The organism is Spirosoma rhododendri, from assembly GCF_012849055.1.
GTDB classification, from domain to species: domain Bacteria; phylum Bacteroidota; class Bacteroidia; order Cytophagales; family Spirosomataceae; genus Spirosoma; species Spirosoma rhododendri.
The window spans coordinates 4,575,676-4,596,072 of sequence record NZ_CP051677.1 but is presented as its reverse complement, the minus strand read 5'-3'; the positions used below and the strand labels follow the sequence as shown (position 1 = coordinate 4,596,072).

The 20,397-nt window shown below is 52.1% G+C and carries 24 protein-coding genes; 6 read left to right on the top strand and 18 right to left on the bottom strand.

Annotated elements, in window-relative coordinates; all coding sequences use genetic code 11:
- Positions 1-95 precede the first annotated feature (95 nt).
- From HH216_RS19135 to HH216_RS19125, 3 genes are all read right to left on the bottom strand, one after another.
- Positions 96-533 carry a nuclear transport factor 2 family protein gene (locus HH216_RS19135; protein ID WP_169552260.1) on the bottom strand — a complete coding sequence of 146 codons (438 nt, stop codon included), beginning with the start codon at positions 531-533 and terminating at the stop codon, positions 96-98.
- A gap of 449 nt (positions 534-982) precedes the next feature.
- On the bottom strand, positions 983-1,726 hold the full coding sequence (locus HH216_RS19130) for a class I SAM-dependent methyltransferase (protein WP_169552259.1): 744 nt from the start codon (positions 1,724-1,726) through the stop codon (positions 983-985).
- A gap of 324 nt (positions 1,727-2,050) precedes the next feature.
- Positions 2,051-2,356, bottom strand: a complete 306-nt coding sequence (locus tag HH216_RS19125; protein WP_169552258.1) for a hypothetical protein — start codon at positions 2,354-2,356, stop codon at positions 2,051-2,053.
- Between the two features lie 114 nt (positions 2,357-2,470).
- Between HH216_RS19125 and HH216_RS19120 the strand changes: the two genes are divergently transcribed.
- Positions 2,471-2,623, top strand: coding sequence for a hypothetical protein (locus HH216_RS19120; RefSeq protein ID WP_169552257.1), 153 nt, complete (start codon positions 2,471-2,473; stop codon positions 2,621-2,623).
- Positions 2,624-2,776: 153 nt separating this feature from the next.
- Here HH216_RS19120 and HH216_RS19115 read toward each other — a convergent pair whose 3' ends face one another.
- Positions 2,777-3,796, bottom strand: a complete 1,020-nt coding sequence (locus tag HH216_RS19115; RefSeq protein ID WP_169552256.1) for a S41 family peptidase — start codon at positions 3,794-3,796, stop codon at positions 2,777-2,779.
- 210 nt (positions 3,797-4,006) lie between these two features.
- Between HH216_RS19115 and HH216_RS26185 the strand changes: the two genes are divergently transcribed.
- Positions 4,007-4,480 carry a helix-turn-helix domain-containing protein gene (locus HH216_RS26185; RefSeq protein ID WP_254448425.1) on the top strand — a complete coding sequence of 158 codons (474 nt, stop codon included), beginning with the start codon at positions 4,007-4,009 and terminating at the stop codon, positions 4,478-4,480.
- Between the two features lie 19 nt (positions 4,481-4,499).
- Positions 4,500-5,015 carry an IS630 family transposase gene (locus tag HH216_RS26180; protein WP_254448426.1) on the top strand — a complete coding sequence of 172 codons (516 nt, stop codon included), beginning with the start codon at positions 4,500-4,502 and terminating at the stop codon, positions 5,013-5,015.
- Positions 5,016-5,289: 274 nt separating this feature from the next.
- Here HH216_RS26180 and HH216_RS19105 read toward each other — a convergent pair whose 3' ends face one another.
- The 7 genes from HH216_RS19105 to HH216_RS19075 all read right to left on the bottom strand — a co-directional run bounded on the left by HH216_RS19105 (position 5,290) and on the right by HH216_RS19075 (position 10,930).
- Positions 5,290-5,550 (bottom strand): hypothetical protein, encoded by a 261-nt coding sequence (locus HH216_RS19105; protein ID WP_169552255.1) that lies wholly within the window; start codon positions 5,548-5,550, stop codon positions 5,290-5,292.
- 410 nt (positions 5,551-5,960) lie between these two features.
- Positions 5,961-6,161, bottom strand: coding sequence for a hypothetical protein (locus HH216_RS19100; protein WP_169552254.1), 201 nt, complete (start codon positions 6,159-6,161; stop codon positions 5,961-5,963).
- A 365-nt stretch (positions 6,162-6,526) separates the two neighbouring features.
- Positions 6,527-6,940 carry a hypothetical protein gene (locus HH216_RS19095; protein WP_169552253.1) on the bottom strand — a complete coding sequence of 138 codons (414 nt, stop codon included), beginning with the start codon at positions 6,938-6,940 and terminating at the stop codon, positions 6,527-6,529.
- Positions 6,941-7,270: 330 nt separating this feature from the next.
- Complete coding sequence (locus HH216_RS19090) at positions 7,271-7,609, bottom strand: hypothetical protein (RefSeq protein ID WP_169552252.1); 339 nt, start codon at positions 7,607-7,609, stop codon at positions 7,271-7,273.
- Positions 7,610-8,017: 408 nt separating this feature from the next.
- Positions 8,018-8,368, bottom strand: a complete 351-nt coding sequence (locus tag HH216_RS19085) for a hypothetical protein (RefSeq protein WP_169552251.1) — start codon at positions 8,366-8,368, stop codon at positions 8,018-8,020.
- Between the two features lie 349 nt (positions 8,369-8,717).
- Positions 8,718-9,311 (bottom strand): hypothetical protein, encoded by a 594-nt coding sequence (locus tag HH216_RS19080; protein ID WP_169552250.1) that lies wholly within the window; start codon positions 9,309-9,311, stop codon positions 8,718-8,720.
- A 1,148-nt stretch (positions 9,312-10,459) separates the two neighbouring features.
- Positions 10,460-10,930: a DUF4279 domain-containing protein gene (locus HH216_RS19075; RefSeq protein ID WP_169552249.1), complete on the bottom strand. Its 471-nt coding sequence runs from the start codon at positions 10,928-10,930 to the stop codon at positions 10,460-10,462.
- A 33-nt stretch (positions 10,931-10,963) separates the two neighbouring features.
- On the opposite strand from HH216_RS19075, the gene HH216_RS19070 reads away from it, so the two are divergent.
- Complete coding sequence (locus tag HH216_RS19070; protein WP_169552248.1) at positions 10,964-11,107, top strand: hypothetical protein; 144 nt, start codon at positions 10,964-10,966, stop codon at positions 11,105-11,107.
- A gap of 948 nt (positions 11,108-12,055) precedes the next feature.
- Here HH216_RS19070 and HH216_RS19065 read toward each other — a convergent pair.
- The gene (locus HH216_RS19065) at positions 12,056-12,442 is read right to left on the bottom strand and encodes a hypothetical protein (protein ID WP_169552247.1); all 387 of its coding nucleotides are present in this window, start codon (positions 12,440-12,442) and stop codon (positions 12,056-12,058) included.
- Positions 12,443-12,811: 369 nt separating this feature from the next.
- On the opposite strand from HH216_RS19065, the gene HH216_RS19060 reads away from it, so the two are divergent.
- A complete protein-coding gene (locus HH216_RS19060) occupies positions 12,812-13,033 on the top strand; it encodes a hypothetical protein (RefSeq protein WP_169552246.1) in 222 nt (73 codons plus the stop codon).
- Here HH216_RS19060 and HH216_RS19055 read toward each other — a convergent pair.
- The 4 genes from HH216_RS19055 to HH216_RS19040 form a co-directional block, all read right to left on the bottom strand.
- On the bottom strand, positions 13,008-14,183 hold the full coding sequence (locus tag HH216_RS19055) for a tyrosine-type recombinase/integrase (protein WP_169552245.1): 1,176 nt from the start codon (positions 14,181-14,183) through the stop codon (positions 13,008-13,010). The genes HH216_RS19060 and HH216_RS19055 overlap by 26 nt on opposite strands.
- 59 nt (positions 14,184-14,242) lie before the next feature.
- A complete protein-coding gene (locus HH216_RS19050; protein WP_169552244.1) occupies positions 14,243-14,821 on the bottom strand; it encodes a LutC/YkgG family protein in 579 nt (192 codons plus the stop codon).
- Between the two features lie 123 nt (positions 14,822-14,944).
- Positions 14,945-16,330, bottom strand: coding sequence for a lactate utilization protein B (locus HH216_RS19045; RefSeq protein WP_169552243.1), 1,386 nt, complete (start codon positions 16,328-16,330; stop codon positions 14,945-14,947).
- A gap of 29 nt (positions 16,331-16,359) precedes the next feature.
- On the bottom strand, positions 16,360-17,100 hold the full coding sequence (locus tag HH216_RS19040) for a (Fe-S)-binding protein (protein WP_169552242.1): 741 nt from the start codon (positions 17,098-17,100) through the stop codon (positions 16,360-16,362).
- A gap of 183 nt (positions 17,101-17,283) precedes the next feature.
- Here HH216_RS19040 and HH216_RS19035 point away from each other — a divergent pair, with 183 nt between their 5' ends.
- On the top strand, positions 17,284-18,606 hold the full coding sequence (locus HH216_RS19035; protein ID WP_169552241.1) for a hypothetical protein: 1,323 nt from the start codon (positions 17,284-17,286) through the stop codon (positions 18,604-18,606).
- Positions 18,607-18,687: 81 nt separating this feature from the next.
- On the opposite strand, the gene HH216_RS19030 is transcribed toward HH216_RS19035, so the two are convergent.
- Together HH216_RS19030 and HH216_RS19025 are read right to left on the bottom strand one after the other, a co-directional pair.
- Positions 18,688-19,248 (bottom strand): GNAT family N-acetyltransferase, encoded by a 561-nt coding sequence (locus tag HH216_RS19030; RefSeq protein ID WP_169552240.1) that lies wholly within the window; start codon positions 19,246-19,248, stop codon positions 18,688-18,690.
- Positions 19,245-20,345, bottom strand: a complete 1,101-nt coding sequence (locus HH216_RS19025; protein ID WP_169552239.1) for a mandelate racemase/muconate lactonizing enzyme family protein — start codon at positions 20,343-20,345, stop codon at positions 19,245-19,247. The genes HH216_RS19030 and HH216_RS19025 overlap by 4 nt, the downstream gene beginning before the upstream one ends.
- Between the last annotated feature and the right edge of the window lie 52 nt (positions 20,346-20,397).

The window sequence follows — 20,397 nt, the reverse complement described above, 5'->3', positions numbered from 1 at the left end:
AGCCTGAACGCACTGGATCGCTCCTGTCGAAGCCACCACCACCATCAGTCAGTGCCTTTCGGCCAAGGTCACGCAGATATGGCCTTTCGATAAGCTTATTCTACTGCTATGTTTGTTGCCTGTCGAGCGGTTAACTGCCGGCCATCCTTTGTCTTAAGCCACACGTCGGTATATCGTCTGGTCACTTTCTTGCCGGCATTGTCGGTCGCCTTCTCAGGCGTGACGATCTCCTTGCCCATAGTAATGCCTAAATTCTGCGTTACGGTAACTTTTTCAACAATCCGCTCAACGCTGGAATAATCAATCTTTCCTTCTCTAATGAAGCCAACGATCTGTTTCACCGTCACGATCTGATTGTAAGGATTATTGACTACATAATCTTTCGACCAGAGTTTAAAAAGCGTAGCGGTATCTCCTTTATGAACAGCTTCTAACTCCAACTGCTCCAGTTGTCTAATTTCCGTTTCGGCCCGTGACTGACTAAATGACTCAGTGGCGAGCAAGAGGAAAACGATAGCGAGTAGTTTTTCCATTAGTTGTATAGAAGATGAACAGGATAAAAGCGCAACCTCAGCAGGGATTAGTGGGGAAGTAAGCTGATCAAACGCAGGAGGTTAAATCGTTACACACCTGTTCGATTCGGCTGCGTACGAGGTATTGATCGGACAGTGCGAAGCCAAACTACAAACCTGACCGGCCACGACCAATTCTGTTTATCCATCGGTTAACCTGTCGAGCAGTGCGATCTGTCGGACGTATCTGCCCGGCTTGTCAAGCTTACCCACTCAGACGACCGGCCTGTCGACTGAAGCCGCTCAGCGCACCGGGTAGTTTGCCTTGTCTCTAAGTGCGACGTATCGACCGAAATAGGAGATGAACGAAGGGGAATTGCCCGCACGAGCCAGGGGATTGATGGGTCACGCAAAGACTCCACTGAACGCACGTACACTCAACAGATGAGGTTAGCCACGTGGTGTAATTCTTAAACCATTACCCGGACGCACGAAAGCCCGATAACAGGCTGCCAACTTAAGATGGCTGACCAATAGTCGGTTCCGTGTGTTTCAACTCCTTCAGGGGAAACCTTTACCGGATGCCACTGAATCTGGGAAAGGCCCGCTGATTGTAAAGCCGTTTCGTGGGTACGTTTTTCGAGGTGGTAATTGGTAACGGCGATGTGTGATGCATCAGGCTGATAAAAGCGATACGTAATAGCGGCCCCTTCCTCGTAACTGTCGTTTTCGCGGGTGAAGCCATACGGAAACATCGTCGCAACAACACCTCGGTAATCGGGATTGCTGTTGATGGTAACGAAGCGACCGCCCGGTTTCAAATGGTTGGCAATAACCTGGCTCATCTGATGGAGTTCGTCAGCTGTTTGGGCGTAATTAAGCAAGTAGCTGGCACAGATGAGGTCGAATTTCTGATCGAGATCGAGCGACAGAACATCCTGGCAATGATACCTGAGTCCGAGTTGCGAAGTAGCTTCGGCCTCCCGCGCGAGTTGGATCATACCATCCGAAATGTCAACTCCTGTAACCTGAGCAGCCCCTCTATACTTGATTTGCCGGGTATAAAAACCCTCTCCGCAAGCTAAATCAAGGACATCCAGGCCGGACAGGTCGCCTGCTAACTCGAAGAATGTGTGCGACTCGACATAGTTTCGCCAGGGTAATAATTTCGATGCCTGATACTCTTTTGCAATCGCGTTGTAGTCGGTTGCCATCACGTCGGTGGTTATGGTGTGGGAAAGAGGACACTTTTAGCACTAGATCACGACGTAAAGTCGTGATCTAAATATCAGAAATAAAACGCTCAGCCCTAATTTGACAACAGCAGGGCTACTCGATTTATATCACTAGTACTTCCTTAGTCTTACGGCCATACCACGAACATTACACCCAACACCCACGGGGGTTGATGGTAGGCGAGGGCCAGACTGAACAGACGTCACTCTGACCTTTACACCCCCGTTCAGTTGGGCTGCAAAGCACGACGTTGCGGCCTGCATCCTGTCGCCCGAAAGCCACCCTGCGCGGAACGAGGAAAGTTAATCGACAAATGCTTCTAAGTGGTCATTGAACGCATGTAAAATCAGCATATATTGATGGTATAGTTGCCCAGTATCATCCGGCCAAGTCTGCTCTTCATCTGTACAAAGTTCAAGAAAAGGGCTACCAGGGTCTTGCTCTCTGATTAAGGCTTTTACCTGTGCGAAAACGTATTTGGCTTCGTGTCGTTCGTAGTTATTGAGTTGCTTCTTTTTTTCTTCGGACCAGTTATTACACATTTCCATCCTCTCTGTTAATGTGTCAATTAATTCATGAGAGCGGTTTAATATTTTCTGGTAATCCATTCTTCTTTATTTTAAAATTTGACTTGCGGGGCGTTCATCCTATCGCTCAGACGCTGCTTTGCAAACCTAACCTACCGAACTAGGGCGTTTCTTATGTCAGCCGAAACCCGCCGAATGAGTAAAAACTTAACCTCAGACGTGCAACCTGTCGACCGAAACGCCGAACTGGAAGCCCAAACTTGCCCACGCGGAACGTTCAAATTGTCGCTCGAAAGCTGGAAGTTGACGCCCATTTTTGACCCGCCACCCAACGACTATGAGGGTTGATGGAGTGACTCACAAGTTAAGCTACCGAACGCAGCTTGGACCTTTACACCCTCATTTGGTTGGGCTGCTTGGCTTGACCTTGCGGCTTACTCCCTGTCAACCGGAACCTGCCCACGCGGAGCGCCCAAAAGCGCAAAATTTGTTTGAAGAAAGTCAATTATCCTGACTAGGCTTATTCTTTTTTAACCATCTTACTGCCTGCTTGACCTTCTCGTCTTGCTGAATATTATTGAACGAGTCGGTACTATTCACTAGTACATCGGGCTTAAAAGCACTTTTATACGTGACTCCTTTTCGGTCTCTTCCGTAAGAAGTAGATAGCAGGACATAAGCAGCATCATTGATCGGGAAACCCGCTACACTCGTAACAAACCCCGCCGTTTCTGTTCCTACTAGAATGGTTTTATCCCGACCTTTAAAGGCAATCAGCAGAAACTCGGCTGAACTCCCGGTTGGTGGGCTAATGAGAAAAGCAATTGGAATTTTTTGTCCGTTGACTGCACACGCTGGTTTTATGTTGGCAAGCACAGTTGTATCAAAAGAAAAACTAGTTTCGGTCAAATACCACTTTTCCCTTTTCTCCGACTGAAACGAACCAACCTGTCCCTTTTCTAACAATTGCTGTACACCTAGAATCATAGGGTACATCGCTCCGCCCCCGTTCAAACGGAGATCAATCACTAACCCTTTTATGTCCTTTTTTAGCAGAAGACATAAACTATCATTTAACTTTTGAGCGTTGCTATCCGAACTCTGTTTGCCAGAAAATTGCATACCTGGAATTCGTAAATAGCCAATATTGTCGTCTAAAAACGCGGTCTTGATCCCCGCCCCTCGTTTCCATTCCCGCATTATCGAATCGGAAATCGTCGGCTCTTTATGCTTCCAACGGAATGTACTATCCTTATAATAGAAGGACCCATGATAGTCATCTAAGGCTCTATATAAGTTTCTAATTACCGGCCCGAGCTGATATGGGTCGGTAACTGATTTAGCACCGCTGAGGGCCTCGTCTTTTATTTTTTTCCAGTCAACTAACTTCGTATTGACCGATTGCCGTTGCATGATTTGAATAGTCGTATCGAGTAAAGTAATTACTTTCTGTGATTGACCAAAGACAGCATTGCTTAATGAGGCCAGCGAAGAGCAGAATAACATCAGCGTGTATTTCATAAAGTTTCTGAACTCAAAAAAATGAACTGCTTGCCTTCTCTGTCAACTGTCTTTACTAAGCTACTAGCCAGTTGGGCGGAACCTACCTAATTTCCGGGCTGCCCTGTCGAGGAGTGCATCTTGTCAGCCACAACCAGTTGCGATTACCAAACTGCCCCTGTTCCTATTGATGCGTGAGTAAGTCCATAAAGGTTTATGCTTTAGCTCTTGATGGCTATCTATAAACAAGCGGATTACGAAGCGCTGCGTCGGCGGTGCGTCGAACTTAAACAGGCAGGCTGGAAACAGGCCGATATTGCTCGGGCCTTTGGCTTGACACAGGGCTGGGTCAGCCAAACACTGAAAACCTACCGTGAGCAAGGCGAAGCAGGCCTAATGACCGGTAAACGCACCGGAGCCCCGTCCCGGCTGACGGCGGATCAACTCGACCAACTGACAAAAGAACTGGCCAAGGGGGCTGAGCAACACGGTTTTTCAGGCCAAGTGTGGACCCGGCCCCGTATTAATGATGTGATTAACAAGCTTTTTGGTGTTAGCTATGACCCCTCTCAAATTGGACGGCTGCTTAAGAAAGTAGGCTGGAGTCGGCAGAAACCGGCTCGGCAAGCTCGCCAGCAGGACCCGCAGGCCGTGGCCAACTGGCAAGCCGAGCGACTGCCTGCGCTCAAAAAAAGCGCAGATTGAGGGGCGTACGATTCTATACGTGGATGAATCAGCGTGCTATTTGTTGCCTTTTGTGGCCCACAGCTGGGCACCCCGTGGTCAAACACCGTTGCTTCTGGAACAGGCTGGCCGCGCACATCTCAGCCTGATTGCTGCCATTTCGCCAACAGGCCGTTTGTATCTAGCGGGGCAGGATCAGCCCTTTACTAGTGACGATATCTGTTGGTTCTTGAGCAAGCTTTGCTGGCAGTATCGCCGTCAAAACATGGTGGTTGTTTGGGATGGGGCGGCCATCCACCGGTCGCAAACCGTTCGGAACTGGCTCCAAAGCCGACCGGGGCGGGTCCATCTGGAGCGTTTACCAGCCTACAGTCCCGCACTCAATCCGGTGGAATTAGTCTGGAGCCAGTTGAAGCGATCCTTGAAGAACCGAGTCTTCACAACTCTGGAATCGCTTCAAGCCGCCGTGATGAATGAAGTTGATTATTTGCAAGCAGATCGAAATCGTATTCGTTGTTTCTTTCGAAAGAAGGAGATTGCCTTCTTCACAGACTAATTCACGCATCTATAAATGCGCGCTGTCGACCGACGCTCAATAACGAATACAAAAAGCTACCTGTCAGCAGAGTGCAATTTGTCGCACGAAGCCACCGAACCCACACATGATGGATTCTTCACCCAACGACCCAGGGGGCTGATGGATGAGGAAGCCACGTACCTGAACGCACGTACTCTGCACCTTTACACCCCCTGCCGGTTGGGCTGCTTCGCCTACTTCTGCGGCCTGCCTCCTGTCGCCCGAGACCTGCCTTATACTCAGCAAACAGTATTCACAGTTGCACGACATCGAACCCTAAATTGGTCAGGTGATTTTGAGCCATGTAAGTTTGAAAATTGTTTGGATTTGGGTCAAGCTCTTCACCATTTGCGTAAATATTTGACCAAGAAATTAAAAGCTTACAGGGATAAATATCTCCTTCATAATTCAGAGCCCATTGCCTTGGCCCTCGTCCTGCGGGAATGCCTTCTCTTTTGATTTTAAGCATTGCCTGAAAAATGTGTTCCCTGTGAATGTTAGCCGGAATAGGCATAGGATCGAGTATAAATGTAAAAAATATCAAAGTCCAACTTTTGGGACGTTCACTCTGTCGCCAAGACGCTGGCCTGCAAACCAAAACGTGGACTGTCGGGGCGTTTAATCTGTCACACGGAACCCGCCCAACGAGCAAAAACCTGACTTCTGGGGCGTTCGCCCTGTCAGCCGAAACCCGGAGATGGAAGCCTAAATCTGTCTAATCGAGCCGTGCAATTTGTCGCCCGGACGCTGGACGTTGAAGCCAGGCACAGATGAACACCCAACGACCCAGGGGGTTGATGGTGAACGCACGACCCACCTGATCGAACATAGTCTCGCCCTTTACACCCCCTGCCGGTTGGGCTGCCCGGCTCGACCTTGCGGCCTGCTCCCTGTCACCCGGAAGCTACCCTACGCGGAGCGAATCTATTGATGACCGAGTTGTTTGTCGATGTTGTTGGCTGACTCGACGCAATGTGCCACCAGTTCATCAAGTTCGGTTCCCATCATTTCGACGATCGAGCCAAAATAGGCGGTGAGCCGCACATGGTAAACGCCATTAGAAATCTCTTGCTGGCTCAATGTCCAGCCGCTGGGAATGTTTATGCTTGTTTTTGCCTCACTCATAAATTGCTACCTGTCAACGATGCGCACCCTTGCAAATTTAAAATTGCCTAACCGGGGCGATTCTCGTGTCGACCGAAGCCGACCAACAAACCCAAACGTGGCCTAGTAGGGCGTTCGCCTTGTCAGCCGAGACCCGGAGATGGAAGCCAAGCTCGTCCACGCAAGGCGTTCAAATTGTCGCTCGAATGCTGGCAAACGAGCAACGGCTTGGATGATCCACCCAACGACCCAGGGGGTTGATGGAGTGGGAGCCAAGCCACCTAAACAAACGTAGTTCTGACCTTTACACCCCTGCCGGTTGGGCTGCTTCGTTCACCTCTGCGGCCCGCTTCCTGTCACCAGATACTTGCCCTGTTGGGTCAAAATTAATAGAACTGCCACGCTAACTTCTTGTCAACTTTAGGCTTCCAATTTGCCAATGCTTTTCCGAATGCATTGAAACTAGCAGGTTCGCTTTTGATGTAAAATTGGGCTTCGAAAGCATTAGGTACTTCGTAAAAGTTCTTCGCTACTACCCTCATAGCAGAAATACCACTGGGCGCAACACAAGATACTTCAAGCAATAAATAATGCCCCGACCGTTCCCAATTACCAGTTTCATATTGCACTACGTGTTCTATACTTTTAGGAAAGCTCATCAGTTGACGGGCAAATTCCAAAAGCGTTCCGTCATCCTGATAAAACTCTAACCTACATGAACTTTCGCCATTTGATGCACGGAATAACAACATCATTAAGTCATCATCTTCCCAAATATTTGTGATGTCAATACTTTTCATTCAATAGTTTCACGAGACTAGGTTAATAAGGCGGCTGGCCTGTCGACCGCAACCCCGCCCCGCTTATAAAGTGTCTCTACTAGGGCGTTTGGCTTGTCGACCGAGGCCCGACAACGAGCGAAAAGCGCTGCCTGTCCGAGCCGTGCGGCCTGTCGCCCGGACGCTGGCCTACACACCTTCGCTGTATGGAACACCCAACGCCCGAAAGGGCTGATGGATGAGGAAACTACTTACTTGAACAGGAGCAACTTCCAACCTTTACACCCTTTCCTTTGTTGGGCTGAACGCTCTCCTTCGGGGCGAGCAGCCTGTCGCCCGAAAGCTGGAATTTCAAATTTGCGTTTCCAAACTAATAATTTCCAAACACTTCCAAAGCAGCTTTGCTCGGTACTGTTGCGTTATCAATTCCATTGCGCTATCCAGTTCGATCAACTTCGATGGATTCCATAGCAGCCTATCAGTACCAAGTGGATAATCCTGAATTTGCTGATAATACTCTCTCAATAATGAAACATCAATGGGTAGAGGTCCAATTTGTTCTATCCAATAAAGTTGCTTCATCATCTTGTGGATACCCAAAGGCAAAGCAATTTGATTCGTCAATATTGCCCGTGCATTAGAGATGAGTTTCTCTGTGTGAGCTTGCCAAATTTTGGTTTTATGCTCCATCTATTGGTACACTTTGATGAATCTAGTGAGACGTACTCAAGTGTTTGGCCTGTCGCCAAAGAGCCGCCCCGTAAACCCAAACCTGCCAAACTGGAGCGTTTCTCGTGTCAACCAAAACCCAACTAACAAGCAAAAAGCCTGACCTTTGCGGCCTGCAACCTGTCAGTCGCGACCCGGAAATGGAAACTTAAAACTTGCCCCGCGAGACGTGCTTGTTGTCGCACGAGGACCGCAAATACGCTTTTCTATATTGTCTGGAGCACCCAACGCCCGAAAGGGCTGATGGATGAGCAAGTTACTTTCCTAAACAAATGTAGCTACCTGCCTTTACACCCTTTCTTGGTTGGGCTGCTTCGCCCACCTCTGTGGCCTGCACCCTGTCGCCCGAGACTTGACATCTGCTCATTTTTACTTTGACGCATCCAACAGAAAACAGTCCGCATACTCGATAAATCTATCCCCAGCATTGGTGAGAATTTTTATTTTCTGTCTTGTGAATAAGAACGGATTCAGGCCTGCGTTGAGCGGTTTTGTTACCGCTCCGCAGCTTTCTATATTTACGATAGCTGGTTGGCCATTGAAAGGTATTTCATCCACACTGTAAAAAGTGACGTCAGTAAACCGCAATATTTTAGGCTCAAAAACATTGTCGTCCCAGTTTGTAGGGAAACTCAATAAAAACTCAAAGCTTTGGTCTACAGTATTTTCTGCTACACTGATAATGATAGCGTCGTGAAATGAGAGGTCTTCAATGTTCATAAATGGTTGACACTGATTCAAGATTAACTTGTCGACCGACGCCCGACTTTAAAGTGAGAGTTGGCTCGTCAGACGAGTGTGGCTTGTCGACCGAAGCGGCTCCATCATGAAAAGCCGACCCTGTTCCCAAGTGCGACTTGTCGACCGGACGCTGGAAATACAGACACGGCATTAAGAATCACCCAACACCCACGGGGGTTGATGGTGGGGGCGGGGCCACCTGAACGAACGTACCCTGACCTTTGCACCCCCGTTGAGTTGGGCTGCTTGGCTTGACTTAGCGGTCTGCCCCCTGTCGCCCGAGAGCCAACTTATACAGAGAGCGAATAATGAGTAACATTATCCTACATTATTCTTGGCTTATAGCTAGCTTAAGATCTGCGATATCTTGTTGTAGAATTTCGGCAAAATTCCTTCCGCTTCCAACAGTCTTTCCAAGTACAAAGTCACTGATAGTGTTATGCACTGTGTTTACTGCTGCGGCTCTTCCCGAAAAGTTTCCACACAAAGAACCAAAGATCATGACTAGCATATACCTATCTTTTGCCTCACCCTTCAATTTCTTCTCTTTTACTTCCTGCTTCAAACCATTATGATGTTTGTAGAGATTAGGTAATAGTGTTCTATCAAAAGTAAGTTTATGTGCAATATCGTTTCGCATTTTGTTGATGACATTAATTTGCTCTATCAATGCAGTATCTTTTTCTGTATAAAGTCCAAGTAATCTACATATTTGAAATTTTGAGTAGAAGGGAAATTTATCGTCTAATCTATAATCATCTTCGGTAGAGTAATTTTCTATGAAAGAAGTAAACACATATTCTATCAATATTTGACCACGAACAAGTAAAAGTTCAATGTTGAAAATTTTCTCAAGTTCTTCGACAACAAAGTCTCTGTTTGCTTTCGCGTCAACGACCTTCTTTGTTTTTAGATAATTCATTGTATGGTTCGACTAAAATTTTAGTAGTTGTGTAACTTATTTTTGTCCTGTCAGTCCAAAAGCATCTAACTTACCTTGTATCATCACTCCGCCATTTGACTTGTCAGCCGCAACCTGCCGAACAAGCCAAAAGCCTGACCTCTGCGGCCTGCAACTTGTCGCCGGAGACACCGAAATATATACTTAAACTTGCCCACGCGGGGCGGTCAAATTGTCGCCCGAAAGCCCGAATTTGAGGCACTGCTTTGACGAACACCCAACGACCCAGGGGGTTGATGGAGTGGGATATAAGCCACCTGAACGCACGTACCTGAACCTTTACACCCCCTGCCGGTTGGGCTGCTCGGCATTCCTCAGCGGCCTGCCTCCTGTCAACGGGAAGCTACCCCAACCAGCCAACCAATAACTGCCAGCAGACCTACCGGCCTCTGATGGAAACAATCTTAATCCGATTCTCTGACTGCTCACAACCTTCTTCGGGCTGTTTGTAAGTAATGACCACCGGTGTATTGGGCTTGTCGTAAGGAGTCGTCACATGATTAGTAAAGTATAGTCGGCTCCCAATCTGCACTTGGTAGCCCTGACAGCAAGTACAGTAGACGGTTGGATTTAAGACCAACTTCAGAATTGTTGCTTCAACCTTTGCCTTTGGATCAAGCTCCGTTTTACTACAACTGATGCTACTCAGTAAGCACAGCGATAAAAGTAGGTTTTTCATGGTCAAGTTTATTTTTCAAGATGACCCAAAAGCTGGCTCAACCGTTGGAAATGTTAAGCTGCTTACAAAAAGGGTTTGCGCTGTCAAGCGGAACATGGGAATATAAACCCGAAGGCTAGATTTTTAAAGGAGTATCTAGTGTCAACCAAAGCTCCCAAAGAGCCATCAGCCACCAAACCGGGGCGATTCTCGTGTCGCACGAGACACCGAAATGAACACCTAAACCTACCTTTCGAGCTGTATGGTTTGTCGCTCGGATGCCTGAAATGCCCACCCGGTATAGACGAACACCCAACGACCTAGGGGGTTGATGGGGGTAACGCCATTTACCTGAACGAACGTAGTCTCGACCTTTACACCCCCTGCCGGTTGGGCTGCTTGGCCTCCCATTGCGGCCTGCCTCTTGTCACACGAGACCCGACTAGCGCACTTACGTTACATACGTATCAATATCTACTTCCGCTTGGAGCATCTCTACGCTGTTGAGAAATGCCCGGTTAAAGTAAATACCTGGCGTTCGTCCGTTCACAATGTAAATGACGATGTTAAACTTGGCCGACAAATGATTAGCACTCATGAACTGACAAATAGCTTCTTCTGAACCGTTTAACTTATTCAAAAGAGCCTCATACACTTCCGCCAAATCTAATGATTCGGTCGGACCTATGGACAAATCCCAGTAGGTTTCCTTGTAGGTCGTTCGCCTATCAGCAATCGGTTGCCCTTTAATACCAGTCTCAGTCGGGGTGACCCCGACTAAGGTTGTTAGAGCTGTCAAGTCGAAGCAATCACCAAACACCGAAAGGTAGACTCTGATAGAAGTTTGACTCATGCTTTTGTAATCAGTAGCTAATCTGTCCAATCGGGGCGATTCCTGTGTCAGACGCCAGGTGGTAAACACGCTTTTTGGTCTGCATCAATCGGGGCGTTTCTCGTGTCGACTGAAACCAACCAACAAGCCAAAACCATTCTGTTGGGTAGCGTGCTACCTGTCGCACAAAACCCCGAAATGAAAGCACATTTCGGCAAAATCACCCAACGCCCGAAAGGGCTGATGGCGCACCCGCTACTTGCCTGAACAGCCGCACCCTCGGCCTTTACACCCTTTCTTGGTTGGGCTGAAGAACGTGCCTTTGCGGCCTGCCTCCTGTCGCCCGGCAACGACCCCACGCGAAGCGAACCACAACGCACTGTCCGCTGAGACCGAGCGCGAAGCCTGACGCGGTAGCTTTCTATTTTGTCGGCCCGACCACAGCTCAAGTGCCTCATGTCGACTAATGCCTTTTAGAGCCTGTCAACGCTCAATTGCCCACTGTCACCCGCGAGTTGACCCGCCAAAAAAGGCTGGCCTGTCCCCAAGTTTGGCCTGTCGACCGACGCCCCACTGGCACCGTAAAAGCCTGCTTGTCAATCAAGTGCGGTGTGTCGACCGAGGCCGCCAAGCACATCTGATATGGACCTCCACCCAACGCCTGCGGGGATTGATGGGGCGCAGCCCCTTTACACCCCCGCCCTGTTGGGCTGCTATGCGTGGCCTGCCCAACCGCTTCCTGTCAACCGACAGCACAGCCCCCGCCGAGCGGACAACCACGTACTAACCGCTATGCGACTGGCGTGAAGCCAAGCTACGTAGTTGCTTAGTGAGGACCAACTGCTTTTACTGAGTGGTTGGCCTGGCGCATCGTTTGCCCTGTCGAGCGGCCCATGCTTGTCGGTTGTTGCCTCACGGGCGTTGGCCTGTCGACCGCGACCCAGCCCATCAAAAAAGACGTTCTGTCGGCCCGTGGTGTCTTGTCAGCCAGCCCATGACGCACCAAAAACTTCCGTCTGTCAGCAGGATGCGTCTTGTCGCCCGGCACGCGGCACACCCGTTTATGCTTAGTCGAGGTCCCAACGCCAACAGGGGCTGATGGATGAGCACACAAGATAGCTGAACGCGAGTTACTTCCAACCTTTACACCCCTGTTTGGTTGGGCTGCCAAGCCTTCCCAACCGGCGAGCATCCTGTCACCCGACAGCTACCCTTTTACTCATCTTCTTCATCAAGCTGCCATTGCATCAAATCATCTACTGGTCTGGGAAGGCGACCTTCTAACCACTGTTTTAAAGTGCCAGGCTTGAAATCTTTGTCTTTCGTCTCAATCACCCAAGATAAAAAATCCTGCGGGCCTCCATTTAAATAAGGTGGTGGCGAAACTGGATAAAAGACGGTTGGCAAACGTTCGTCAAGTGATAAATAATTGCAGACAAACCCCACTTCCTGAACCACTTGCCAAGCCAATTGGTGAGTTATGTCAATCCTGAATTTTACCCACCAAAGGCCATTGCCATCCACGCCGAATGCAATCGGTTTCTCAATAGCTGGCACTTTTTCAAGGTATTCATTTAAGGTTTTGAATGCTCTTTTGTCCATTTCTCGGTAATTATTTTTCAAGCCTGACCTGTCGAGCCATGCGGCCTGTCTGCGGAAAGCGGGCAAACCCACTTTTCAGACTGTCCAAGCGGGGTGTTCACTTTGTCACACGCAACCCACCCAACGAGCTAAAACCTGCCTTTCGAGCCGTGCGCCTTGTCGCCCGGAACCCGCCGAACAAATACATTTTTTGGACACCACCCAACAGGATATTGTGCGCGGAACTGCGGAACTAAAAGATGCTGATTGGTAGGTACTTATAGTTCCGTAAGTTTGTGCCCAACATATGTGGAGCAGTAATTTCGACAATTGCAGTTCCGCGTCAAAACTGATCCTATTGAATTGAGTAAATGGCAGGTAAGTACAGCTGTGCAACGCATCTGGGATATCGACGGATTTCCTGATCATTTCTTCGACGAACTTGGTCAACTGTACCGGATTACGAAACGGGGTGAACTGAAACTGCTCAGGCGCACGATCAAACGATACACACAGGGGTACGTCATTAGCAGCCGCTTTTATAGCCTGCATCAGCTACGCCCGATGCTCCGTCGGCATGATCCGGCTACAGATCGTCCAGTGGACTTTTGAGTGTGCTGATCTTATCGGCTGTGACATGTGTGTAGCGCATGGTTGTCAGCAGACTGGTGTGTCCCAGCAGTTCCTGAATGTACCGAATGTCGGTGCCTGATTCGAGCATGTGCGTGGCGAAACTATGTCGCAGGGTATGAATACCACCGATTTTACGGATTCCCGCGAATCGGGTGGTGTCGCTGTAGACCTGTTGGATTGTCCGAACCGCGAGTGGCTCGCCGGTATCTGCGTTTTCAAACAGGTAAGTCTGCGGGTGATAATGAGTCAGGTACTCGGTGATGATGCGTATCAGTTTGGCGGATAGCATGACGATCCGATCTTTTTTTCCTTTGCCAGCACGAACGTTGATGATCCGACGCGTACGGTCGAGGTCGGGCAGGCGCAGGCAGGCTACTTCGCTTACGCGCAGGCCGGTCGCGTAAACCAGCTGGAAGAGAGTCCGGTAACGCAGGCTGGTGGTAGCGTTGATGATAGCTCTGACCTCAGGTATGCTGTAAACAGTAGGGAGCTTGACGGGCTGGCGAGGAAGGTCGATGGTGTAAAACTCGCTGTCGTGTCCGCACACTTTTTCGCGGTAAAATATATAAGCGTTGATGTGAACATTGAGCGTCGAACTGCTTAGCTGCCGTTTGTCGACCAGAAACAGCAGGTACTGCTGGTATTGCGCTTTTGTCAGCGTGTCGATCGAGTGGGGACTTGTGTAGCGAATCAGGGCGATCAGGGCCTGTTTGTAGCTCTTCAGCGTCTTGTAGCTGTAGTTCTGTACGCGCAGCGCATTCGTAAGGGCGATGATAGCCGGGTGCTGGTCATGCTCGCGCTGCGCGGGGGCGTATCGAAACGGGCGTCGGGCGGGGAGGGGCTTACCGACAGGGGGCCAGGCGGGGTTTGTTGCCTGCTCGGCCTGGGCGGGGCTGGCGTCGGGTTTGTACAGGCGAACGACGGCTTCGTCGAAGCGGCAGTAGGCCTTACCGAAGAGGTGCCCAACCTGCACCAGTGATGCGCGGGTGTTGGGAATAACCCAGCATCGGCGCGAGAAACTCCAGCGCCGACCGGCTATCTGGCGGATGAGGTCGTTGCCGGTGTTGTCGGGGGGAAACGTTACGGTTAGCAAGGTAGCGTCCTGGCTGTCGATGCAGACGGTAATCATGGCTGGCGTCGGTGGGGAGTTGAAACGGCATGATACAACATGGCCCCTACGTTTGCAACTCAGGGCATGAGAAAGACGGTCATCGTCTTGGACCCGTGAGCGCCAATAACCAGCGATTGCTCGATGTCGGCGGTTTTCGACGGACCAGCGATGAACGTGCCAAAGCCAGTGTTTAGGTCAATGCGTTTGTAGACTTCGTGCATGGTGCCAACGAGATTACGGGCCGATACGACAGCAACGACGTTGAGCGTAATGAATGGCAGCGCCCGGATGCCCAGGGTGGCTTCGTTGAACCAGATGGCGGCATTTTCGGCCACTGCGACGCTACCTTCCAGCACCACCAGATTCAGATCATCGAGCAGACGCAGGTTTTCAGTCGGGGTAAAGTTATTCAGATCGAGACCGTCGACATGGCTGAGCGTTGGCAACGTCAGATCGTACTCCGACGCGATCTGCGCCCGAACGTCGTCCAGTGAATTGGCGCGTACACCAATTCCGCCGTTGGTTTTGACCATCGTCAGAAAGGTATCCGCCAGGTCAGCGTCGGCGATGTTCGACGGAAAACCGATAACGTCGGGGAGGGGTTGCAAGTCGGGTTTTCCTTGCCGGATAGCGGAAAGAATGCGTTCGCGGGACATAAGGTCAGTATACGGTTTTCAGTTTACGGTTTTCGGTGGTGTGTCGTACGGTTGAGTTCGATCATGGATACCTTGCTCGGTGATTGTACAGTGAACCGTAAACTGTATACCGAAAACCGTAACCTACTTTTTCTCCTGCTCGGCGTACCAGTCGCGGAAGCTTTGGGCGGGGGGCTTGGGCATATCGCGGTGGATGGCCCAGGGGTTTAGCTTGCCGTTGTTGGCCAGTGACGGGAACAGCTTCATCAGTCGGCGCCCGGCGCGACCGGCGAAGCGGTACAGGCTGGGCCGGCTAAACAGCACGTCCATTCCGGTCATGCCGACCTTCTTGGCGGGTTCAACGGCTCCGGCTTCGCCCAGCACCTGCCGCCACTTATAAAGCTGCTGGTGGATGTCGATTTTGACGGGGCAGACGTTCGTACATGACCCGCAAAGTGTGGAAGCAAAGGGCAGATCGGCGTACTGCTTCATGTCGATGTTGGGGGCCAGAATCGAGCCGATCGGTCCGGCGATGGCCGTGTGGTAGCTGTGACCCCCGCTGCGTCGGTAGACCGGGCAGGTGTTCATACAGGCTCCGCAACGGATGCACTTCAGCGAGTTGCGGAAGTCGGGACTAGCGAGCTGCCGTGTCCGACCATTGTCGACCAAAATCAGGTGCATCGTCTGGCCGGGAGCGGGCCGACGGAAGTGGCTGGAATAGGTCGTCGTAGTCTGTCCGGTGGCGGAGCGGGCCAGCAGCCGTAGAAAGACGCCCAGGTGCTCGCCCTTCGGAATCACTTTCTCGATGCCCATAGAGGCAATGTGCACCTTCGCCAGGTGCGCGCCGAGATCGGCGTTGCCCTCGTTGGTACAGACGACAAACCCACCCGTTTCGGCTACGGCGAAGTTGACACCCGTGATAGCGACGTCGGCCAGCAAAAACTTCTGGCGCAGGTGAATACGGGCGGCTTCGGTCAGGTACTGCGGATCGGTAGCCCCCGCGTCAGTGCCGAGATGCTGGTGAAACAGATCGCCGATATGCTTCTTTTTCAGGTGAATAGCAGGCAGTACGATATGGCTTGGCGGCTCGTTGCGGAGCTGTACGATACGTTCGCCGAGGTCGGTGTCTACCACGTCGATACCGTGCTTGATGAGGTACGGGTTGAGGTGACACTCCTCGGTCAGCATCGACTTACTCTTGACAACCTGCGTAGCGTTGTGCTGCCGCATAATGTCGAGAACGATACGATTGTGCTCCTCGGCGTCCGACGCCCAGTGAACCGTGATACCGTTCTGCTGCGCGTTTTTCTCCAGTTCAACTAGGTAGTCGTCGAGCCGGGAGAGGGCGTGGTTTTTGATGCGCGACGCCTGTTCGCGCAGGTCTTCCCATTCGGGCAGGAGCGTAGCGGCTTTGTCGCGCTTACTCCGGACGAACCACAGCGTTTCGTTGTGCCAGTCGACGTTTTCTTCATCACGTAGAAAAGCGGCAGCGGCTTCGGCATGATGGGTTGTTCGTACGGTCGTTTCCATAGCAGGATCAGTTTTCAGGCGTCGGCAGACTACGCGTCTGCTGTCAATATTTCGGCAATGTGCATAACCCGGACGTTGCTTCTCTGCCGACGCAGGGTTCCTTCCAGTTGCATCAGGCACGACATGTCGCCCCCGGTGATGACTTCGGCACCGTGCCGGAGGTGGTCGGCAACGCGGTCTTTCCCCATTTTGGCCGACAGGGCTTCTTCGAATACGCAGAACGTACCGCCAAAACCGCAGCACTCGTCGGGGTGGGCGAGGGAAATCAGCTCCAGCCCGTCAACCATGTTCAGCAGTTGTTCGGGTTTGGAAAACTTCGGTTTCATCAGTTCGGAGGCCGACGACAGGCCCAGTCCGCGCTGTCCGTGGCAACTCGTGTGCAGGCCAACCCGGTACGGAAACCGGACAGGTGGCAGCTGCTCAACCTTCAGCACGTCGGTCAGAAACTCGCAAAGTTCGTACACGTTGTTGCGCAGGTGGGCCGCTTCGGTGGGGTGCTGCTCATCGTGCAAATGTTCTTTCAGGTGCAGCACACAACTACCCGACGGACCGACGACAGCGTCGCAGTCGGCGAAGTTGCGGATAAAGTTACGGTCGCAGCCAGCCGCCAGTTTCTGGAAGCCTGAGTTAGCCATCGGCTGCCCGCAACAGGTTTGTTCCATCGGAAACGTGACATCCACGTTCAGGCGTTGCAACAGGCGTAGTGTCGCAATGCCAACCTGCGGATAAAACTGATCGATGTAACAGGGAATAAATAAGCCAACTTTCATGCGTACGCGGGAAATCACTAGCGAAGATACGCAAAACGGTGCCTAAACGTACCTACTCTTACCCCGCACTGATCGATCGGCGCACGTTCGTTGGCACCCGATCTATTGGTATTCAGCGGAAATACGCCAACGTTTTTGCCTGTCGAACGTTAGTAAGTAGCCGCCTTCCGAATGCGTTGTCCGATGAAATTAATATATCTCGTTTGCCTGCTTATTGCCGGGTTTAGTACCAGTTGCCGACGTCCGGTAACCAGCGACGAACCGCTACCGCTGACGTATCCCGAACTGCGCATTACCAGCATACGCTTTGCCGGTATTCCCGATGATGCCGTTCAGATCGATCAGCCAACCCGCACAATCCGGGTGCGTCTGCCCGCAACACTCCCAGCCGGTACAACGCCATCTCTGACGCTGTCGGACGAGGCCAAACTGGTCAGCGATCTGACGTCGGCGGGTATTGGTACGCTGAGTCGGTGGTGTACGTCGGACACGGCGAACTACCAGAAGATTTACCTGACCAGTAAGCAGAGCACGACGTCGGTACCGACGGTATCGTATAGCATCCGGCCAGTAGCTACCAGCCCCCTGATGGCGGCCGACGCGTCGACGTCGATGCGCCCGTTTGTCATTGGCGATTCGTCGCTGATTCACCTGCCGGTGCAGCATCTATACGGAAATCCATTGCCCCAATCCATCACGTTTACAAACCGCAGTACCGGAGCGCAGGTCGTCGTACTGAATCAGTCGTTTGGTACGGTGCTTTGCTCGTCGACACTGGCTAATCACGTCGACGTATCGGGCAATGGACTGGCGTTGGAGCCGGGATTGTATGCCGTAACTATGTTGCGTGCCGATGGCAGTACGGTTGCCGAACCCAATTCGCTCGACGTAAAAGCGGGAAAAGCCCGGCTCGACCGTGACCCGATTTTTGGCTATACGCTGGTGGCGGGTCAGCCCGCGTCGTTGACGGTGAGCGGCACAAATTTGTTCAGCGAGCAAGTGCAGGTTCGTTTACTCCGTCCCGATGGCACTACTACACCCGTCACCCAAACGCAGCGTCGGTCGCCGTTCGTGCTGATCCTGCCTGTCGACCTGAAACCGGGTTATTACGGACTTGATTTGTCGCAGGCGGGGCAGTCGGCAGGGGTTGTGTACCGGTTGAGCGTGCTACGAACACCGACGCAACCGTATATCGGCATGATCAATTACCAGCCCGCGGGTCAGGCACCGGTACAAACACCGATGTCATTACCCAGAAATCAGGCTGTTGTGGTCGCATATGTCAGCCGGGCCGGAACGGCAATGCTGACGCTGGTGAGTCAGACGAATGCGTCGCAGCTATATCGGTTGCCGCTGACAACAGCCCTAGATGGGTATCCAAAATTCACGATACCGGACAGCGTCCCGGCCGGGCGGTACACCGCGCAGATTCAGCAGATCGACCCCGCCACGCAGGCAGTTATCCAAAGCAGCGAACCCTTCGAGCGGCCCATCGACGTGCCCTGACTTGCCTCAAACAGCATCTCTGCTGTTTGTTAAACCTGCAGCTACTTACAACAAACAGCAGGGAGACTGTTTAAGACAAAATTAGGCTTGCCAGTCCCAGACGACGACAATCCAGTCTTCGCCGATAGCTGGGTCGTAAAAGCGGTGAATTGGAGCAAAACCGACGCGGGCATGGGCGCGTAGCGACCGGGTGTTGTGTTCGGAAATGTCGGTGATAAGCAGTTGGTAGCGATCGCCGTACACGACGCGCTGATGCTGATACATCCGGTCGAATAGCTGCTGCCCCCGATACCCCGTCCCGACGCAGACCTGCCCCATGACATAGTACGGGTAGCTATGAACCGGCTGACCGTGGTAGATCAGCTCGCCGATGGAGTCAAACAGGGGTTTTAGTTCGGGAACGTCGTCGGCGAAGTCGGGGAGCATGGTCAGGCAGTAGCCAACGACTGTGTCGCCGTCCTTCGCAATGACGCTTGGTGCCGCCTGATTCATCCGCGCCAGCACCGCCGGGTCGTGTTCGACAGTGACAAACCCCTGATCGAGCTGTACGTCCGCCGGTACGTTTTTGCGCAGATTGGCCTGTTGCAGGGTCAGGATACCCTGCACGTCGGCGTCCGATTGAACAGTAGTGATAGTAATCATGCGATGACGGTGGGGGAGAGCGTTTTCAAAAATAAAGGGTCAATGTCGGCACCAATACCGGGTGTGTCGGGCAGCGTGATTGTGTAGCCGTCGTACACGATACCACCGAGAACGGGATCGGCCGCGTGCTCGAAACAGCCGTCCAGATCGACAAACCGAACGTTTTGCCGGGCCGATGCAAAATGGGCGTTGGCCGTCAGCGCCAGCCGCGACTCCGACATGCAGCCGATCATGCAGGGAATACCGGCGGCTTCGGCAATGGCGTTGATCTTCAATGCCTCAAAAATTCCCCCGCTTTTGGATAGCTTGATATTGAAATAATCGACGGCTTCCTCACGCACGAGTCGGAGGGCGTCGGTTGCGTCGAACAGGCTTTCGTCGGCCATGATCGGTACGGGCGACTGCTGCCGAATCTGGCGCAGCCCGACGATGTTTCCCCGGCCGATGGGCTGTTCGCAATACTGCACGTTCCAGTCGCCGATGGTCCGCAGCACGGCCTGCGCCGTCACAACGTCCCAGCCCTGATTGGCGTCGGTGCGGATGGGCGTTTCGTCGCCGATGGCCTGCCGGATGGCCTCCACGCGCCGGATGTCGTTACGCCGATTCGTCCCCAGCTTCACCTTGATGGCTTCGGCTCCCTGCGCCTGTATCCGCACGGCATCCTCAACCATCCGTTCGGGCGTATTGAGGTAGATTGTTTCGTCGGTGACGAGCTTTCGTTTTGCCCCGCCCAGAAACCGGTATAGTGGCATGTTGGCGGCTTTCGCGGCCAGGTCGTACAGCGCCATGTCGAAGGCCGACCGCGTAGTGGGGTGGCCGGGCAGGTAGCGTACCAACGCGGCCAGGCACCCTTCAATATCGAGCGGGTCGCGGTGCAGTAGCAGCCGGGCCATGTCCTGCGCAGCCGCCAGCCCCGACGCCTGCGTTTCGCCCACGATCATCCAGAACGGCGATCCTTCGCCCCAGCCCACCAGCCCGTCGTCGGTTCGGATCTCGATCAGCAGATTTCGGGCGTGTTCAATCGTACCCAACGAAATGGCGATGGGCGCTTTGAGGGGAATATCGAAGGGGTAGAGAGTGACGGAGGTGATACGCATTGTGGATTTTAAACACGGAGAAACGGAGGGTACACGGAGGTAACGGAGAAAC

Bases quoted from the DNA above. Each gene is read 5' to 3' on its own strand.
- HH216_RS19135 (WP_169552260.1), bottom strand. From the start codon at position 533: ATGGAAAAACTACTCGCTATCGTTTTCCTCTTGCTCGCCACTGAGTCA.
- HH216_RS19130 (WP_169552259.1), bottom strand. From the start codon at position 1,726: ATGGCAACCGACTACAACGCGATTGCAAAAGAGTATCAGGCATCGAAA.
- HH216_RS19125 (WP_169552258.1), bottom strand. From the start codon at position 2,356: ATGGATTACCAGAAAATATTAAACCGCTCTCATGAATTAATTGACACA.
- HH216_RS19120 (WP_169552257.1), top strand. From the start codon at position 2,471: ATGAGTAAAAACTTAACCTCAGACGTGCAACCTGTCGACCGAAACGCC.
- HH216_RS19115 (WP_169552256.1), bottom strand. From the start codon at position 3,796: ATGAAATACACGCTGATGTTATTCTGCTCTTCGCTGGCCTCATTAAGC.
- HH216_RS26185 (WP_254448425.1), top strand. From the start codon at position 4,007: ATGGCTATCTATAAACAAGCGGATTACGAAGCGCTGCGTCGGCGGTGC.
- HH216_RS19105 (WP_169552255.1), bottom strand. From the start codon at position 5,550: ATGCCTATTCCGGCTAACATTCACAGGGAACACATTTTTCAGGCAATG.
- HH216_RS19100 (WP_169552254.1), bottom strand. From the start codon at position 6,161: ATGAGTGAGGCAAAAACAAGCATAAACATTCCCAGCGGCTGGACATTG.
- HH216_RS19095 (WP_169552253.1), bottom strand. From the start codon at position 6,940: ATGAAAAGTATTGACATCACAAATATTTGGGAAGATGATGACTTAATG.
- HH216_RS19090 (WP_169552252.1), bottom strand. From the start codon at position 7,609: ATGGAGCATAAAACCAAAATTTGGCAAGCTCACACAGAGAAACTCATC.
- HH216_RS19085 (WP_169552251.1), bottom strand. From the start codon at position 8,368: ATGAACATTGAAGACCTCTCATTTCACGACGCTATCATTATCAGTGTA.
- HH216_RS19080 (WP_169552250.1), bottom strand. From the start codon at position 9,311: ATGAATTATCTAAAAACAAAGAAGGTCGTTGACGCGAAAGCAAACAGA.
- HH216_RS19065 (WP_169552247.1), bottom strand. From the start codon at position 12,442: ATGGACAAAAGAGCATTCAAAACCTTAAATGAATACCTTGAAAAAGTG.
- HH216_RS19055 (WP_169552245.1), bottom strand. From the start codon at position 14,183: ATGATTACCGTCTGCATCGACAGCCAGGACGCTACCTTGCTAACCGTA.
- HH216_RS19050 (WP_169552244.1), bottom strand. From the start codon at position 14,821: ATGTCCCGCGAACGCATTCTTTCCGCTATCCGGCAAGGAAAACCCGAC.
- HH216_RS19045 (WP_169552243.1), bottom strand. From the start codon at position 16,330: ATGGAAACGACCGTACGAACAACCCATCATGCCGAAGCCGCTGCCGCT.
- HH216_RS19040 (WP_169552242.1), bottom strand. From the start codon at position 17,100: ATGAAAGTTGGCTTATTTATTCCCTGTTACATCGATCAGTTTTATCCG.
- HH216_RS19035 (WP_169552241.1), top strand. From the start codon at position 17,284: ATGAAATTAATATATCTCGTTTGCCTGCTTATTGCCGGGTTTAGTACC.
- HH216_RS19030 (WP_169552240.1), bottom strand. From the start codon at position 19,248: ATGATTACTATCACTACTGTTCAATCGGACGCCGACGTGCAGGGTATC.
- HH216_RS19025 (WP_169552239.1), bottom strand. From the start codon at position 20,345: ATGCGTATCACCTCCGTCACTCTCTACCCCTTCGATATTCCCCTCAAA.